This is a genomic window from Myxococcales bacterium (assembly GCA_016712525.1).
Taxonomy (GTDB): Bacteria; Myxococcota_A; Polyangia; order Polyangiales; family Polyangiaceae; genus JAAFHV01.
The window spans coordinates 2,337,952-2,354,772 of the sequence record JADJQX010000007.1 but is presented as its reverse complement, the minus strand read 5'-3'; the positions used below and the strand labels follow the sequence as shown (position 1 = coordinate 2,354,772).

Here is a 16,821-nt window from a genome sequence, read left to right as displayed (position 1 = left end):
CCATAGTCGTTTCCCTCGCTCGCCGAGGGTTTGAAGCTGCGACAGCGTCGCAGCGGCCGTCGACAAAGACGGCGAAAGGTCCGAGATGGAAGGCAAGGGCAAGGTCGCGCTCACGTTCGCGCTCTACCAAGGGGATCAACTCCTTCGTCGAGACACGATCGCTCAAGACATCGTGAAGGTCGGCAAGGATCCGCGGAGCCACCTCCGCGTCGACGACGAGCTCGCCTCGCGCATGCACGCCGTCATCGAGGTCGCCTCCGAAGGCGACATCACCCTCATCGATCTCGGCAACGAGCCGGGCACGATGGTGAACGGCCAGCGCGTCAACAAGTGCAAGGTTCGTCCGGGCGACCAGATCCAGGTCGGCTCCACGACGATCGTGCTCGAGAGCGCCGAGCCCGCGTCGGCCTCGGCCCCCGTGTCCGCGCCTCCTCCCGCGGCTTCCGCTCCGACCGCGGCGGAGATCTCGGTCCCCGCCCCGGCGGCGAACCCCTTCGCCGTCCCCGCCGCCAACCCGTTCGCTGCCGCGGCTCCCGCGAATCCGTTCGCCGCCGCGGCTGCGGTGAACCCCTTCGTCGCGTCGGCCACCGACCAGCTCGCGGCTTCGGCTCCGGCCGAGCTCGACCCGAACGCCCCGACCACCTACAAGCTCGTGAAGAGCGGCCCCGACGTGAACCCGGACGAGGTCGAGGTGCCCCACCTCGCGGCCGTCGAGGTCATGGTCATGTGGGACACCAACGTGCTCCACGTCTCGCATCTCTCGCCTCCGCGCTCCTTCTTCGTGGGCGAAGAGACGCAGAACAAGATGGGCTGCGACTTCTTCGTCCCGAGCGAGGCGCTCGGCACGACCCGCGCCCCGGTGGTTGTCTCGCGCGGTGGTGGCACGTCGCTCGTGATCTTCCCCCGAGCGACCGGCGCCCTCGAGGTTCCCGGTCAGGGCAAGACGTCCTTCTCGGACCTCATCGCCAGCGGTCGCGCTCGTCCGTCGAGTGAGCTCTCTGGCGCTCACGAGATCGACATCCCCGCGAACGGCAAGGCCCGCATGGAGCTCGAGGGTGGCCTCGTGTTCCAGGTGGCCGCGGTCAACGCGGGCAAGCGGCCCGTCGGCGGTGTCTTCTCGAACGCCGACCCCGCTGCCTTCCTCTTCGTCGGTCTCTCGTCGCTCCTCCACATCGGCATCGTCGCGTCGCTCGCGTTCTTCATGCCGAAGATGAACCTCGACGACAGCGAGGCGATCGACCGCGACCAGATCCTCCTGATGCAGAAGATGCTCAACGCGGCCGCGGAGCGTGAGCAAGAGGAGAAGCCCACCGAGCAGGTGGCCGAGAACAGCGCCGACAACAAAGAGGGCGGCACCGGCACTCGCGCCAAGGGCGAAGAGGGCTCGATGGGCAACCCAAACACCAAAGAGACGGGCCACCGTTTCGGCGTGCAGGGGCCGGCCGACAACGCCGATCCGCACATCGCTCGCCAAGCCGCGATGAAAGAGGCCGCCGAGTTCGGCATGATCGGCCTCCTCAACGTCGGCGCGGGCGGCGACCCGAACGCTCCCACGGCGCCCTGGGGCCGTGAGGAATCGAGCGGCAACGACCCCATGAGCGCCCGCGGCAACATGTGGGGCGACGCATCGGCGACTCGTTCGGCGCGGGCGGCCTCGGCCTCTCCGGCGTCGGCGAAGGTGGCGGCGGTCGCGGCGAGGGCATCGGCCTCGGCAACATCGGCACCATCGGTCACGGCGCCGGTACGGGCAACGGCCAAGGCTTCGGCAACGGCCACGGTCGTCTCGGTGGCGCGCACGCGACCAAGTCGCCGCAGCTTCGCCAAGGCGCCACGACCGTCAACGGTCGCCTCCCGCCCGAGGTCATCCAGCGTATCGTCCGCCAGAACTTCGGTCGCTTCCGCCTCTGCTACGAGAACGGCCTCCGAACGAACCCGACGCTCTCGGGACGTGTCTCGGTCAAGTTCGTCATCGACCGCTCCGGCTCGGTGTCGACTGCCCAGGACGGCGGCTCGGATCTCCCGGACAAGGGCGTCGTCTCTTGCGTGGTTCGCGGGTTCGGCAACCTGTCGTTCCCGCAGCCCGAGGGCGGCATCGTCACGGTCGTCTACCCGATCTCGTTCAGCCCCGGCGACTGACCTTCGCCGTCCCCACGAAACGCTCGGCGCCCTCGGCTCCGGGCGTTTCGTCTTTTGTGCTCCGGTGACACGAGCGGGGAAGCGCAGCTCGGGTCGTGAGCGCCTCGTAGCGGCCCGACGGACGGCCGTGAGGAGCGACGTTCTCCTTGGCGCGAAGGGTGACGTATTTCGCTTAGCACGCGAGCCGTTCTCGCTTATGCTCCCGCGCCCATGAAGATGCTCGCGAAGGTCGTGGTCCTCTCCTTGTCGGCTTCGGCGCTCCTCGGCGGTTTGGGCTGCAGCCGCAACAACATCGAGGCCGTGAACCTCGCCAACGAAGGCGACAAGTCGAAGTCGGTCAACGTCGACGAGGCGATCTCGAAGTACGAGCAAGCCGTCAACCTCGACCCGACCAACCACCGCATCCTCTGGAAGCTCGCGCTCGCGTACACCAAGAAGGAAGAGTGGGCGAAGGTCGCTTCGACCTGCAAGAAGGCCCAGGCCGTGGCGCCGACCTTCGCGAACTACTTCTTCCAGAACGGGCTCGCGAACGCCCGTATGGCCGTCAAAGGCCCCGCGAGCTGGGCGGAGGCGAAGGAGCCGCTCGAGCAGGCCATCGCCAAGGATCCGAACCTCGCCGACGCGCACTTCGAGCTCGCCGAGGTCCTCTTGCACCTCGACGACGAGCAGGGCGCGCTCCGCTCGTACACGAAGGCGATCGAGACGAAGCCCGACGAGCTCTCGTTCTATGTCCCGCTCGCGGATCTCTACATCCGCCTTGGCTACCTCGATCAGGCCGAGCAGGTCGTGAAAGAGGGCCTCTCCTTCGCGAAGGACGGCGACAAGTTCCTCTTCGGGCTGCACAGCCTCGCGGGCCAAATCAAAGAGACCAAGGGCGACATCGCCGGGTCGGTCACCGAGTACGAGGCCGCCAAGAAGGCGTGCGGTCAGTGCAACCAGGCGGGCGAGCAGATCGCGTTCTTCAACCTCGGTGCGGCCTACGCGAGCGTGAACCCGCCGCGAAAGAGCGAGGCGATCCAGCAGCTCCAGTCGTTCAACAAAATCGTCTGCAAGGGCGCAGCCGCTCAGCGCTACGCCGACCAGTGCGCGCAGAGCCAGCAGCTCGCGACGAAGCTCGGCGGCCAGCTCCAGTAGGCCAGCGACACGCTCGCGACGAACGAGGCGCCTCACCTCCGGGTGGTGGCGCCTCTGCCTTTTCTAGAGGCCTTGAGAGCCTCGCAGGGGCGCGCGAGGCCGGGCTCGCGGGCCCGCGATTAGGCCACGGCTCACGCCGCATGAGAAGTGAGAATGCGTGCTCGATCACCGGTGCGTGTGTGCGCAGGTGCGCACGCAAGGGGAGGTCACTCGAGCGGCCATCACCCGCGAAAAAAAACCAAGCCCGGCGCGAGTATGCCCACCCGACGGAACGCAGCCTCTGGTAGCGTGGGAACGCAAATTTCACCTGCCCGGTGATGGGAGTGAGCAGCGCGGGCACTCCCGCCTTCATTCGGGCGTCGACGAGCACATGAGTGCTTGTCCGGAATCGTGGGACCGAGGGAGTCAATGGACCTTCAGGAGCGTCTTTCGCATCTCGAGAACGTTCGGGACTGGCAAGGGCTCGTCGAGGAGCTCGAGAAGAGCGCGGCGGCCGGCACGAACGAGGAAAAGGCTCGCATTCACCTGCGGCTGGGGCAGATCCTCGAGGGCAAGTTCCTCGCGGGCGTGAAGGCGCTCAAGCACTTCCAGGACGCGTACAAGCTGAATCCCGCTGCCGGTGAGAGCTTGGCGCGTGCCCGTTCCATCTACTGGGACCTCGGCAAGCTCAACATGGTCCAGAAGCTCCTGGAGCTGGAGCTGAAGTCGCAGAAAGAGGGCCCCGTGGCCGCGGCGCTGCTCCTCGAGCTCGGCGACGTGCTGTGCGACGTCGGCGACTACGATCGCGCGACCTCGACGTACGCGAAGGCCGTTCAACTCGGCGATTCGACGGGGCAGGGCAGCGCCTGTCTCGAGGACGTGCAGGTCGAGAGCGGATCGTGGCAAGCGCACGTCGCGCAGCTCGTTCGCGGCTCTCTCGAAGCGCAGGGCGCGGCGCGTGGTCGCTTGCTCCTCCGCGCCGCGCGCATCGCGAAGCGCTTCGCTCCCGAAGAGGTCGAAGGGCTCCTTCAGCGGGCCTACGCCGCGGACCCCGAGTCGAAGCAGATCGCCGCGCTCTTCGAGGGTGCGCTCGTCGACGCCGGACGCCTCGAGGATCTCGATCGCGTGCAGCACACGGTGGTCGCGCAGCACCCGGACCGCAGCGCGAAGGGCGCCGCGGCGCTCGCGTTCGGCATCCGCTGGGTGTCGCGCCACCAGAACCTCGAGCTCGGCGCGCCGTGGCTCGAAGAGGCCGTCAAGCTCGACGCGCGCCACGAAGGGGCGTTCCAGTTTCTGCGTGATCTGCACGGGAAGAAGTCGGGCGAGTGGGAGCGTGTCCTCGGCCTCGCCGAAGAGGCGTCCACGCAGCCCGTCGATGCCGACACGATCGCGTTCTTGCTCGCGCAGGCGGGCACGATCGCGTGGCGGAGCCTCGGCAACCTCATTCGGGCGAAGGTGAGCTTCGAGCGGCTCAAGTCGATCGTGCCCGACCACCCGACCCTGCTCGCGTTCGAGGCTCAGATCGGCGAGGCCGTCAACGCGAGCGTTCCGCCGCCCGCGGTCGAGCCCGTGGCCGTGGTCGCTCCGTCGGTTCGACCCGCCGCGGTCGAAGCCGAGACGCCTGTCTCGGTGCAGTCGGGCACCGCGACGGCTCCGCCGCCCGCCCCCGAGCCGACCCCGTCGGTTCCGCCGGTCGTGGAAGCCGCGCCCGTGGTCGAGGCCGAGCCGGTGGTGGAAGCCGCGCCCGTCGTCGTCCCGGTGGCGGAGGCCGCGCCCGTCGTGGAGGCCGCGCCCGTCGTGGAGGCCGCGCCTGTCGTGGAGGCCGCGCCTGTCGTGGCGGCCGCGCCTGTCGTGGAGGCCGCGCCCGCGCCCGTGGCTGCGCCCGCTGCCCCCGTGGCTGCGGCTGCGGCTGCGGCTCCCGCGCAGGACGGTCCCGCCGACGAGGCGAAGATCGCCGAGCTCCGCGCGACCGCGGAGAAACAAGAAGCGGCCAAGCGGTACAACGAGTACGTCCGCACGCTTCTCCTGCTCGCCGCGGCGGTGCCCGACACCTTCGAGAAGGTCGAGCTCTACATGAAGGCGGCCGAGCTCTACACGGGCAAGTTCGCCAACCAGGCCGAGGCCGTGAAGGCGTACGAGGCCGTGATCGCCATCGACCCGGAGAACCCGACGGCGACCGACTACCTCAAGCAGATGTACGAGAAGCGGCGTGACTGGGAGAAGCTCCTGGTCCTGCAGCGCCGCGACGCCGAGCGTACCTACGGCCCGGAGCGCGCGGCTCGCTTCCTCGAGATCGCGAAGCTCGCGACCGAGCGCGTGAAGAAGCCCGAGGTCTGCATCGACCTTTGGAACGAGGTGCTCGCGAGCGACGAGTCGAACGCCGAAGCGCTCGGCGCCTTGGCGGGCCTCTACGAGCGCGCGAAGGACTACGACAAGCTCGTGACCGTGCTCGAGCGCCAGGCCGAGGTCACGTACGACAACGCTGCGCGCATCCAGATCCTGACGAAGCTCGGCACGTTCTACGGCGATCGCCTGAACAACGACGAGGGCGCCGTCAACGCCTGGCGCCAGCTCCTCACCCTCGACCCGAACGATCGCAAGGCTCAAGAGGCACTGAAGAAGAAGTACCTCGCCCTCGGCCGTTGGGACGACCTCGAGGTCTTCTACGCCGAGAGCGGGAAGTGGGACGAGTTCATCCGCGTGCTCGAGCAGCAAGAGGCGAAGGAGACGGTCCCCGAAGCCAAGACGGGGCTGCTCTTCAAGATCGCGGAGCTCTGGGCCGACAAGAAGCAGAAGAACGATCGCGCTGCGAAGGCCTACGAGAAGGTCCTCGAGCTCGATGCCACGAACCTGCGCGCCGCCGAGGCGCTCATCCCGATCTACTCGGCCGCGAACAACTCGAAGAGCCTCGCGAACGCCATCGAGGTGAAGCTCTCGCACGAAGAGGACGACCTCGAGAAGGTGCGTCTCCTTCGCGAGGTCGCGGCCCTCTACGAGTCGAAGGTGAAGGATCCGCAGCGCGCCTTCGAGCGCTACCTCGCGGCCTTCGAGATCGTCCCCCACGAGGAGCAGGCCACGGCCGACGTCGAGCGCTCGGCGAAGGCGACGAACGGCTGGGAGAAGGTCATCGCCGCGTACGGCGCGGCCGTGCAGAAGGCCGATGACTCGGCCGATCGCGACCTCGCGATCGCCCTCCGGCTGAAGCTCGGACGGGTGCACGTCGAAGAGCGCAAGGACGTCGAGCCCGCGCTCGCGGCCTACCGCGCGGTGCACGAGGCCGACAGCGAGAACCAGGACGCCCTGGCGGCGCTCGAACGCCTCTACCGCGACACGTCCAAATTCTCGGAATTGCTCGGTATTTACGAGAAGAAGCGTGAGCTCGCGGCCTCCTCCGACGAGAAGAAGGCGATAAGCTACGAGATCGCGAAGCTCTACGAGACCGAGCTGCGCGACGTCGACCGCGCGATCGACACGTACGACGCGGTCCTCGAGGACGAGCCTACCGACGCGCGTGCGCTGGCGGCGCTCGACGTTCTCTACGGGCAGCTCGAACGTTGGGCTCCGTACGCGGACGTGCTCCGTCGCCGTATCGAGCTCGACTTGCCCGAGAGCGAGCTCGTCGACCTCAAGTACCGCCTCGGACAAGCGCTCGAGCTCCATCTCGGCGACGCCGTGGCGGCGCTCGAGAACTACCGCGAGATCTTGTTCCTGCAGCCGACCCACGACGGCGCGCGGCTCGCGCTCGAGAATCTGCTCAAGAACGAGAGCCTCCGCGGGGAGGCCGCCGCGATCCTCGAGGCGATCTACGAGGAGCGCTCGGACTGGCCGAAGCTCATCTTCGCGCTCGAGATCTTGAGCGAAGCCGACGCCGACTCCGACAAGAAGGTGCAGCTCTATCGCAAGATCGCGCGCATCTCCTCGGAGTCTCTCGGGGACGCGACCCGCGCGTTCGACGCCCTCGCGCTCGCGGTGAAAGAGCAGCCCCACCAGCCCGAGACCCGCACGGAGCTCGAGGCGATCGTGGCGACGTCCAATGCGTGGAAGCGCCTCACCGATCTCTACGGTGAGGTGGCCGACTCGCTCACGGACGCTCTGCTCGCGCGCGAGTTCTGGATGCGTCAGGCGAAGGTGTTCGACGAGCAGCTCAAGGAGGTCGACGCTTCGGCGGCCGCCTACGGCAAGGTGCTCGCGGCCGATCCGGCCGACGGCGAGGCGCTCTCCGAGCTCGAGCAGCTCTTCGTGCGCACGTCGCGTTGGACCGACCTCATCGGTGTGATCGAACGTCGCATCGAGCAGACCACCGACTCGGAGCTCCGCGAGACGCTCTACGGGCAGATGGCCGCGACCTTCGACGAGAAGCTCGGTCGTCCGGAGGACGCCGTCGCCTCGTGGCGAAAGGTGCTCGAGATCGACTCGGCGAGCACGGCGGCGCTCGGCGCGCTCGACGCGCTGTTCACACGTCAAAAGATGTGGAGCGAGCTCGCCGACAACCTCGAGGCGCAGCTCGTGCTCGCGCAGGACGACGCGCAGCAGATCTCGCTCATGTTGCGACTAGCGTCGCTCCGCGAGCGTGAGATGGCGCAGATCGACGTCGCGATCGAAGGGTATCGCGCCGTGCTCGAGCGCGAGATCGGAAACCAAGAGGCCCTCACGGCGCTCGAGCGCCTCGGCAAGGATCCGGCGTACGAGCTCACCATCGCCGACCTCTTGGAGCCGCTCTACCGCCAGACCGGCGACCACGCGAAGCTCATCGGCGCGCACGAGGTCCAGGTTCGTCGGAGCGACGACTCCTCTCGTCGGGTCGAGCTCTTGCACCAAATCGCCCAGCTCTTCGAGGACGCCGCCGGCGATCTCGACTCGGCGTTCAACACCCTCGCCCGGGCCCTCGGCGAGGATCCCGCGAACGAACGCACCCAGCAGCAGATCGATCGCGTCGCTCGCACCACCGCGCGCTTCGCCGACCTCGCGAACGTCTACGAGCACCAGTCGTCCGAGACGGACGATCCGGCGCTGTCGAGCGCGCTCCTCACCATGAGCGCCCGCGTTCACGAGCAAGACCTCGGCGCCGTCGACACCGCGATCGCGCACTACCGTCGCGTGCTCACGATCGACGTCCTGAACCTGAACGCGGTCGAGTCGCTCGAGCGCCTCTTCCGGCAGACGGAGCGCTACTCCGAGCTCTCGAAGACCCTCCAGCGTAAGGCCGACATCGTCGAAGAGCCGCAGGACAAGAAGGACGCGCTCTACCAGGCCGCGGCCATCGAGGAGGACGTCCTCGAGAAGCCCGAAGAGGCCATTGCAGTCTACAACAAGGTGCTCGAGCTCGACGGCGACGATCTCCGCGCGCTCGACGCCCTCATCAAGCGGTACCTCGGCCTCTCGCGCTGGGTCGACCTCTTGGCCGTCTACGCACGCAAGGCCGACCTCATCGTCGACCCCGACGAGAAGAAGCGGATCTTCTACCAGGTCGGGGCGGTCTACGAGCGCGAGCTCGGCGACGTGCCGCGCGCGATCGACACGTACCAGAAGATCCTCGAGCTCGATCCCGACGATCTCCAGGCGCTCTCGCGGCTCGACGTGCTCTACGAGCAGGCGCAGAACTGGCCCGAGCTCTTGAGCGTGCTCACGCGCGAGAGCGAGATGTGCACGGATCCCGCCGAGTCGGTCGGGTTCCAGTACCGGATCGCGGAGCTCTACGAGAAGCGGCTCGAGGACGTGTCGCGGGCGATCGAGCTCTACCGCGACATCCTCGGGCAGCAGCCCGATCACGAGCCGACCCTCGCGGCCCTCGAAGGCCTCAAGGGCGGTGACAAGGATCCGCTCGGTGCCGCCGCCGTGCTCGAGCCCGTCTACGAGGCAGGGAGCCAGTGGCGCGCGCTCGTGTCGGTCCACGAGGTGCAAGTCGCCCACGGGACCGATCCGTTCCTCAAGGTCGACCTCCTCCACCGGATCGCGCGCCTCTACGAGGACGCGCTCGAAGAGCCGAAGAACGCGTTCGACACGTTCGCGCGTGCGCTCGCGTTCGACAACGGCAACGAGCAGACCCTCCAGAACCTCGAGCGCCTCGCGATGGCGCTCGGCCTCTACGCGAACGTCGCGGCCCTCTACGACGCCGAGCTCGACAAGCTCGACGAGAACCCGGACCGGTTCGTCGAGCTCGGACTCCGGACCGCCCAGATCTTCGAGCTGTCCCTGGAGGACACGACGAGCGCCATCGTGCGCTACCGTCGCGTGCTCGACGTTCAGCCCGACAACCAGGTCGCGCTCCAATCCCTCGACCGCCTCTTCGTCCAAACCGAGCGCTGGAGCGACCTCGCGGCCATCCTGGCCCGTGAGGCCGACATCGCGGCTTCGGCGGACGAGATCCTCGACTTCAAGTACCGCTTGGGCCAGGTCTACGAGCACAAGCTCGCCAACCTGGATCTCGCGATCGCTTCGTACCGCGAGGTGATCACCTCCTCGCCCGAGCACGCGCCGACGCTCGCCGCCCTCGAGGGGCTGTTCGCGCAGAACATGAAGCAGGCGGAAGTGGCCGAGATCCTCGAGCCGCTCTACCGCAACGCGAGCGAGTGGGAGAAGCTCGTCGCGGTGCACGAGGCCCAGCTCACCCACATCCCCGCGGACCCGGTCGACGGCCGCGCGGGTGGCCAGGAGGAGCGGCTCGCCGCGTACTACCGCATCGCCGAGCTCTACGAGGAGAAGCTCCTCGATCCCGTCCAGACGATGTCCGTCTACGTGCGGGCCCTCAAGGAATACCCGCTCGACGAGCGCGCGGGCGAAGAGGCCCCGCGTGTCGCGTCCGGGATCGACGGCGGCTGGGAGCAACTCGCCAACGCGTACGCCGACGTGCTCGGCCTCCACGCCGAGGACAAGGAAGTCCAGCGCGTGCTCGGCAAGCGGCTCGCCAAGACCTTCGAAGAGGAGCTCGGCGACGTGCAGAAGGCCGAAGAGACGTACAAGTACGTCCGCACGGTCGACCCGCTCGAGGCCGAGACGCTCGCGAACCTCGATCGCATCTACCTCTCGCTCCAGCAGTGGGCCGAGCTGGCCGAGGTGCTCGAGGCGAGGGTGCAGGTCCCCGCGGAGGCCCCCGAGCTCGTCGAGCTGTGGGCACGTCTCGGCGAGGCCTACGAGGTCGAGCTCCAGGATTTGCCAAATGCTACGCGGGCTTACCGTATGATCTTCGACGGTCTCGACCGCACCCACGAAGGTGCGATCGCGGCCCTCGGCCGGATCTACGAGTCCCAAGGCGCGTGGAAGGAGCTCAACACGGTCTACGAGCGTGAGCTCGAGAACGCCGCGGGCGACGCCGCCGAGGCCGACATCCGCGCGAAGCTCGCTCACCTCGCGGCCGAGCGCTTGAACGACCCGATCCGCGCGATCGACACGTGGAAGCTCGTGCTCGATCTCCGCGGCGAGGACCCCGAGGCGCTGGCGGCCTTGGCCCAGCTCTACGAGGGTCAGCAGGCGTGGCGCGAGCTCGTCGACGTGCTCGAGCGTCAGCACGACATCGCCCAGGCCGACGACGACCGCGTGAACATCCTCACGCGCCGCGCGCGCGTCTTCACCGAGCGTCTGTCGCGTGACGACCTCGCGCTCACCGATTGGAACCGCGTCCTCGACACGGACTACGCGAACCTCGCGGCCCTCCGCGCGATCGCCGACATCCGTCGCCGTCAGGACGACCCGCAAGAGCTCGTCACCGCGCTTCATCAGCAGGTCGATCGCGCGGCCTCGATGCTCGACGAGAACGAGCTCAAGGAGCTGTTCCGCGAGCTCGGGCGCACGTACGGCGACCGTCTCCAGCAGCCGTACGACGCGGCCGACGCCTGGCGAAAGCTGCTCGACGTCGCCCCCGACCTCGAGGCGCTCGACGCGCTCGAGGCCATCTACCGGAGCCAAGAGCAGCCCGTCGACGTCATCGACGTCAAGATGCGCCGCGCCGACGCCCTCACGGACACGGCCGCGCGCATCGAGGAGCTCCGTGGTGTGGCGGCCCTCTGGCGCGACACCGTCGAGGAGCCCGACAAGGCGACTCTCGCGTGGCAGAAGGTGCTGGAGCTCGACGCGGCCCACGACGAGGCCTTCTTCGAGCTCGAGAAGCTGCACACGGCCGCGGCTCGCTGGGAGGCGCTCATCGAGCTCTACCTCGCGCGCCGCGAGACCCGCGAGGACATCCCCGAGCGCTCGGACCTCCTCCGCCGCGTGGCGAAGGTGTGCGAAGAGAAGGTCGAGGACAAGAGCGCCGCGCTCGACGCGCTCGTCACGGCGTTCGAGGAAGACTTCCACGACCGTGACACGTCGAAGTACCTCGAGCGAATGGCCCAGGCGACGGGCCGTTGGGGCGAGGTGATCCAGCGCGCGAACGAGCTGCTCCAGCAGCAGACCGAGGCCGCGCAGAAGGTCCGCCTCTGCCTCCACCTCGCGAAATGGTACGGCGACGACCTCGGCCACCCCGAGTACGCGCAGCCTTACTACGCGCAGATCGTCCAGCTCGACCCGAACAACGTCGGCGCGCTCCGCCAGATGGCGCAGCTCTACCGAAAGAACGCGAACTGGCAGCAGCTCGGCGCGACGCTCACGCGCGCGCTCGACGTCGCCGTGAGCGACACCGACCGCAAGGAGATCCTCACCGAGCTCGGTGAGCTCCTCGACGTGCAGATGGGGCAGACCGACCAGGCGGTCGGGTACTTCACCCGCGCGCTCGACGTGGACGGCCACTTCGTCCCGGCGATCGAGAACCTCGAGCGCATCTACGCCTCGCGAGCGCAGAACCGCGAGCTCGTCGAGGTCCTCCATCGCAAGGTGGGAGCGCTCACGGCGCCCGAGGGCATCGCGCAGACCAAGCTCCGCATCGGCGCGCTCTACGAGGCGATGCCGAACGAGCTCCCTCGCGCGGCGCAGACCTACCGAGAGGTGCTCGACATCGATCCCGTCAGCCTCCCGGCGATGCGGGGTCTCGAGCGCGTCTACGAGGCCCTGGAGCAGTGGGCCGAGCTCGTGAAGATCCTCGAGGCCGCGCTCGACGTGGTCGCGACGGAGCGCGAGCGCATCGACCTCTTGCTCAAGATCGCGCGTCTCCAGGAGGACCAGTTCCTCAAGGCCGACGTCGCCGCGACCCGCCTCGAGCAGGCCGTCGAGATCGACCCGAACCAGGAAGAAGCGTACGTCGGCCTCGCCCGGTGCTACCGCAAGCTCCGGCTCTGGAACGAGCTCATCACCACCTACGATCGCCACATCGCGGCGACCATCGATCGTCGTACCAAGGTCGACCTGTACGGCGCTATCGCACAGGTCTACGCGGACGAAATCCAGGACTCGGAGCGCGCGATCGACGCGTACCGCAACATCGTCGACATCGAGGAGACGAACGTCCCGGCGCTCGAGGCGCTCTCGAAGCTCTACGAGAAGACCGGCGACATCAACTCCGCGATCGACTCGATGACCCGAGTCGCCGAGCTCACGCCGGACGCGAAGCAGCGGGTCGAGGCGTTCTTCCGCATCGGCAAGGCGCTCGACGAGAAGGTCGGCGATCGCATCGGGGCCCAAGACCGGTACGAGATGGCGCTCGACCTCGACCCGTCGCACATCCCGTCGCTCCAGGCGCTCCGCCAGATCGCGATGGACAACGCCGACTACGACAAGGCGGCGAGGTACATCGACCAAGAACAGAGCTACACCGCGGTGCCGCGTCAGCGCGCGCGCATCCTCGTCGAGCTCGGTCGTCTCCGCGAGGAGATGCTCGGGGACCACGAGTCGGCGGTGCTCGCGTGGGAGTCGGCGAACGAAGCCGATCCCGACAACGAAGAAGCGGCGCTCCCGCTCGCGCACGAGTACGTAGCGCGCGAGAACTGGCCCAAGGCGGAGCCGCTCCTCGAGATGCTCACGCGCAAGGCTGGCAAGCGTGATCGCTCCGAGCAGCACGATCTCTGGAACAAGCTCGGTCAGACCCAAGCCGCGCTCGGCAAGGACGATCGCGCGTTCAAGGCCTACTCGGCCGCGCAGCAGCTCGATCTCACCGACCAGGTGACGATCCGCGGCCTCGCGGAGGTCTGCTTCCGGTTGAAGGATTGGGCCGGCGCGCTCAACAACTTCCAGAAGGTCCTCACCTCGCTCGGCGAGGACGAGACCGAGGCGCGCGCCGACGTCTACTTCAAGCTCGGGCGAATCAAGCGCGAGCAGGGGCAGGCGAAGCAGGCCATCAACAACTTCGAGAAGGCGCTCGGGGTCGATCCGGGGCACCGCCCCACGCTCGACGCGCTCATCGAGGTGTACGCCGAGATCAAGGACTGGAAGCAGGTCGTCCTCTACCGGCGCCAGATCCTCGACAACGTGATGGACGGCGACGAGCGCTTCAAGATGCTGCTCGAGATCGCGGACATCTGGAACGACAACGACAAGGCCCCGCTGAAGGCCATCGAGGCCCTCGAAGAGGCGAAGGACATCAAGCCGGAGGACAGGCCGCTCCTCCACAAGATGCTCGCGCTCTACGAGCAGACCGGGAACTGGGCGCGCATGATCGACACCGTGCAGGCGATCGCCGACATGGAAAAAGATCCCATGCGCAAGTCGAAGTTCATGTTCACGATGGCGCAGCTTTACCGCGACAAAGAGGGCGACCTCGAGCGCGCGGTGGAGCTCTTCAACGAGGCCTTGGACCTCAACCCGAAGGACCTCCAGGCCTTCGACCGCATCAACAAAATCCTCACCGGTCAGCAGGACTGGAAGGGCCTCGAGCGGGCGTTCCGCAAGATGCTCCGCCGCCTCTCGACCGCGAACATCTCGGATCCCGATCTCGAGTACACGCTCTGGCACTCGCTCGGTCTCATCTACCGCGACCGCCAGCGGGAGTGGGCGAACGCGATCGAGGCCTTCAAGATGGCCACGCGGTTCAAGCCCGACGAGGCCCTCGAGCGCCAGATCTTGGCCGAGCTCTACGAGAACACCGACAACATCGAGGCGGCGATCGGCGAGCACTTGCTCGTGCTCCAGAAGGAGCCGCTCCGCGTCGACCCGTACCGGAGCCTCTACAAGCTCTCGCTCAAGATGCACGACTACGATCGCGCGTGGTGCATGTGCGCGGCCCTGTCGTTCCTCCACAAGGCCGACGAAGAAGAGCAGCGATTCTTCGAGGACTACCGCCCGCGCGGCATGATCCAAGTGAAGAGCCGGCTCGACAACGAGCAGTGGGTGAAGAACCTCTTCCACAAGGACGACAACATCTTCATCGGGAAGATCTTCGAGTTCGTCACGCCCGCGGCCATCCTCGCGAAGACCACCGCGCTCGCTCAGGCGAAGCAGGCTCCGCAGCTTCCGAAGCAGTTCAAACAAGACCCTGCCACCTCGACCGTCACCTTCGCGAAGACGTTCGGCTGGGCGGCTCAGGTCCTCGGTATTCCGCTGCCCGAGCTCTACCTCCGCAACGACGTGCCCGGCGCTCTCGTGACCGTGCCTTCGCGCCCGGTGGCGAGCGTCGCGGGGAACACGGTGCTCACGGGGTTCACGCCCCAGGAGCTCACGTTCATCGTCGGCAAGCACCTCGCGTACTACCGGTCGGAGCACTACATCAAGACGCTCTTCCCGACGCTCGACGAGCTCAAGGTCATCTTGTTCTCGGCGATCAAGATGGTGATGCCCGACTTCGCCGTCCCCGACAACATGGCCCAGGCCGTGAACACGACGGCGACGACGTTCATGAAGTACATGCAGCCCGTCGAGCGCGACTCGCTTCGCCTCGTCGTCAACCGCTTCGTCGAGGACGGCGCTCGCGCCGATCTGAAGCGCTGGATGCAGGCGACCGAGATCACGGCCGCGCGCGCAGGCCTCCTCTTGTGCGCCGATCTCGACATCGCGAAGAAGATCATCAGCGCGGAGCAGCAGCTCCCGGGTGACCTTCCCCCTCAGGAGAAGATGAAGGAGCTCCTCGTCTTCTCGGTGAGCGAGCAGTACCTCGCCCTCAGGAAGACGCTCGGCATCGCCGTCGGCTGAGCCGGTCCTTCCCACTCGCGCGGGCCTGGTGCGGTTCTTCCGCCCCGGGCCCGAGCCTTTTCGAGGCTCGGAATCGTTCCGGAATTCCGTCCGGAGCTGCGCCCACGCGCAGGGATGGACGTGTGCCTCGGATGGAAGATTGTTCAGTTGTTCCGAATAGATACGGGCGAAAGAATCGTCCTGCCTCCCGCCGTTTTTCGGAAACACGGCCACCGTGCCTGCCGATGGACGCGCACGAGCCGGGGCCTCATGAACCTCCCCGCGCTCCACGGAGGACGTCATGGATCGAACGGAACGGAACGCCGAGAGCGAGCGCACGAGCGACGCGACCATCGAGATACCCCTCATGCCGGGCGCGCGGACCTTCACCCTCGAGGTGTTCGAAGGCGACACGAGCCGACTGCACACGATCGACGAGGTGCCGAAGGTGTTCGGCAGCTCCCGCTCGGCGGAGGTGAGGCTCTCGGACAGGACGGTGAGCGGTACGCACTGCGCCCTCTCGGTGGACGGTGACAGGCTGCTGGTCCGTGACTTGGGCTCGACGAACGGCACGTTCGTCGGGTGTGCACGCGTCGAGCAGGCGTGGGCTTCGGCAGGCGCCACCATCACGATCGGCGAGACTCAGATCGTGGTGCACGCCTACGCCGAGGAGCACCAGCGCGCGAGCATGTGGGCGAAGGAAGCGCCCCTCGAGGGGATCGCGGGTGGCTCGCTCGCGATGCGGAAGCTCGCGGCGCGTGTGCGTCGGCTCTCGAACATGGCCGCACCGGTGCTCATCTTGGGGGAGACCGGGACGGGCAAGGAGCTCGTGGCCCGCGCGCTCCACGACGCGGGGAGGCGAGCGGAGGGCCCGTTCGTCCCGGTGAACGTCGCCGCGCTCCCTCGCGATCTCGTCGAGAGCTTGCTCTTCGGCCACGAGCGGGGGGCCTTCACCGGTGCCGTGCACAAGCAATACGGAGCCTTCGGCGACGCCGAGCAAGGGACGCTCTTTCTCGACGAGATAGGAGAGCTCCCCCTGGACGCGCAGCCCAAGCTGCTCCGCGCCCTCGACGGGTACGCGATCAAGCGCGTGGGTGAGCGAGGCGCGGGCGAGCGCGCCGACGTCCGGGTCATCGCGGCCACGCACAAGTCGCTCGCGAGCGACGTTGCGGAGTCACGCTTTCGTCGAGACCTCTACCACCGCCTCGAGGCGTTCGTGATCGAGATCCCACCGCTCCGGGAGAGGCCCGGTGACATCGCGGCGATCGCTCGCCGTCTGCTCTTCTTGCACGCGGACGAGCTCGGGGAACGCAGCCTCACGCCAGGGGCTCTCGCGCGCCTCTCGGCCCACGACTGGCCGGGAAACGTGAGAGAGCTGCGCAACGTGCTCCTCCGTACGACGGAGGTCGCGGAGGACCCGAGGCTCATCACCGAGGCGTGCATCTCGAGCGTCCTCCGCACGAAGACGCCATCGGGGCCGCCGCCCGAGATCACGAAGGACTATGCGGGTTCGCTCCTGAAGAAGGCGCGGGGAAACGTCGCGGCCGCGGCGCGCGCAGCAGGGCTGCCGAGGACGTCGTTTCGGAAGCTCGTGGGCCGTTGAGG

3 protein-coding genes and 1 pseudogene are annotated in these 16,821 nt (G+C 67.6%); all 4 read left to right on the top strand.

Annotated features, from left to right (window positions below):
* The first annotated feature begins 85 nt into the window (after positions 1–85).
* The 4 genes and pseudogenes from IPK71_26960 (at position 86) to IPK71_26945 (ending at position 16,819) form a co-directional block, all read left to right on the top strand.
* A pseudogene (locus IPK71_26960) lies at positions 86–2,136 on the top strand (FHA domain-containing protein).
* A gap of 231 nt (positions 2,137–2,367) precedes the next feature.
* On the top strand, positions 2,368–3,270 hold the full coding sequence (locus IPK71_26955; GenBank protein MBK8217383.1) for a tetratricopeptide repeat protein: 903 nt from the start codon (positions 2,368–2,370) through the stop codon (positions 3,268–3,270).
* Positions 3,271–3,678: 408 nt separating this feature from the next.
* Positions 3,679–15,237 carry a tetratricopeptide repeat protein gene (locus IPK71_26950; protein MBK8217382.1) on the top strand — a complete coding sequence of 3,853 codons (11,559 nt, stop codon included), beginning with the start codon at positions 3,679–3,681 and terminating at the stop codon, positions 15,235–15,237.
* 280 nt (positions 15,238–15,517) lie between these two features.
* Positions 15,518–16,819, top strand: coding sequence for a sigma-54-dependent Fis family transcriptional regulator (locus IPK71_26945; GenBank protein ID MBK8217381.1), 1,302 nt, complete (start codon positions 15,518–15,520; stop codon positions 16,817–16,819).
* Positions 16,820–16,821 lie beyond the last annotated feature (2 nt).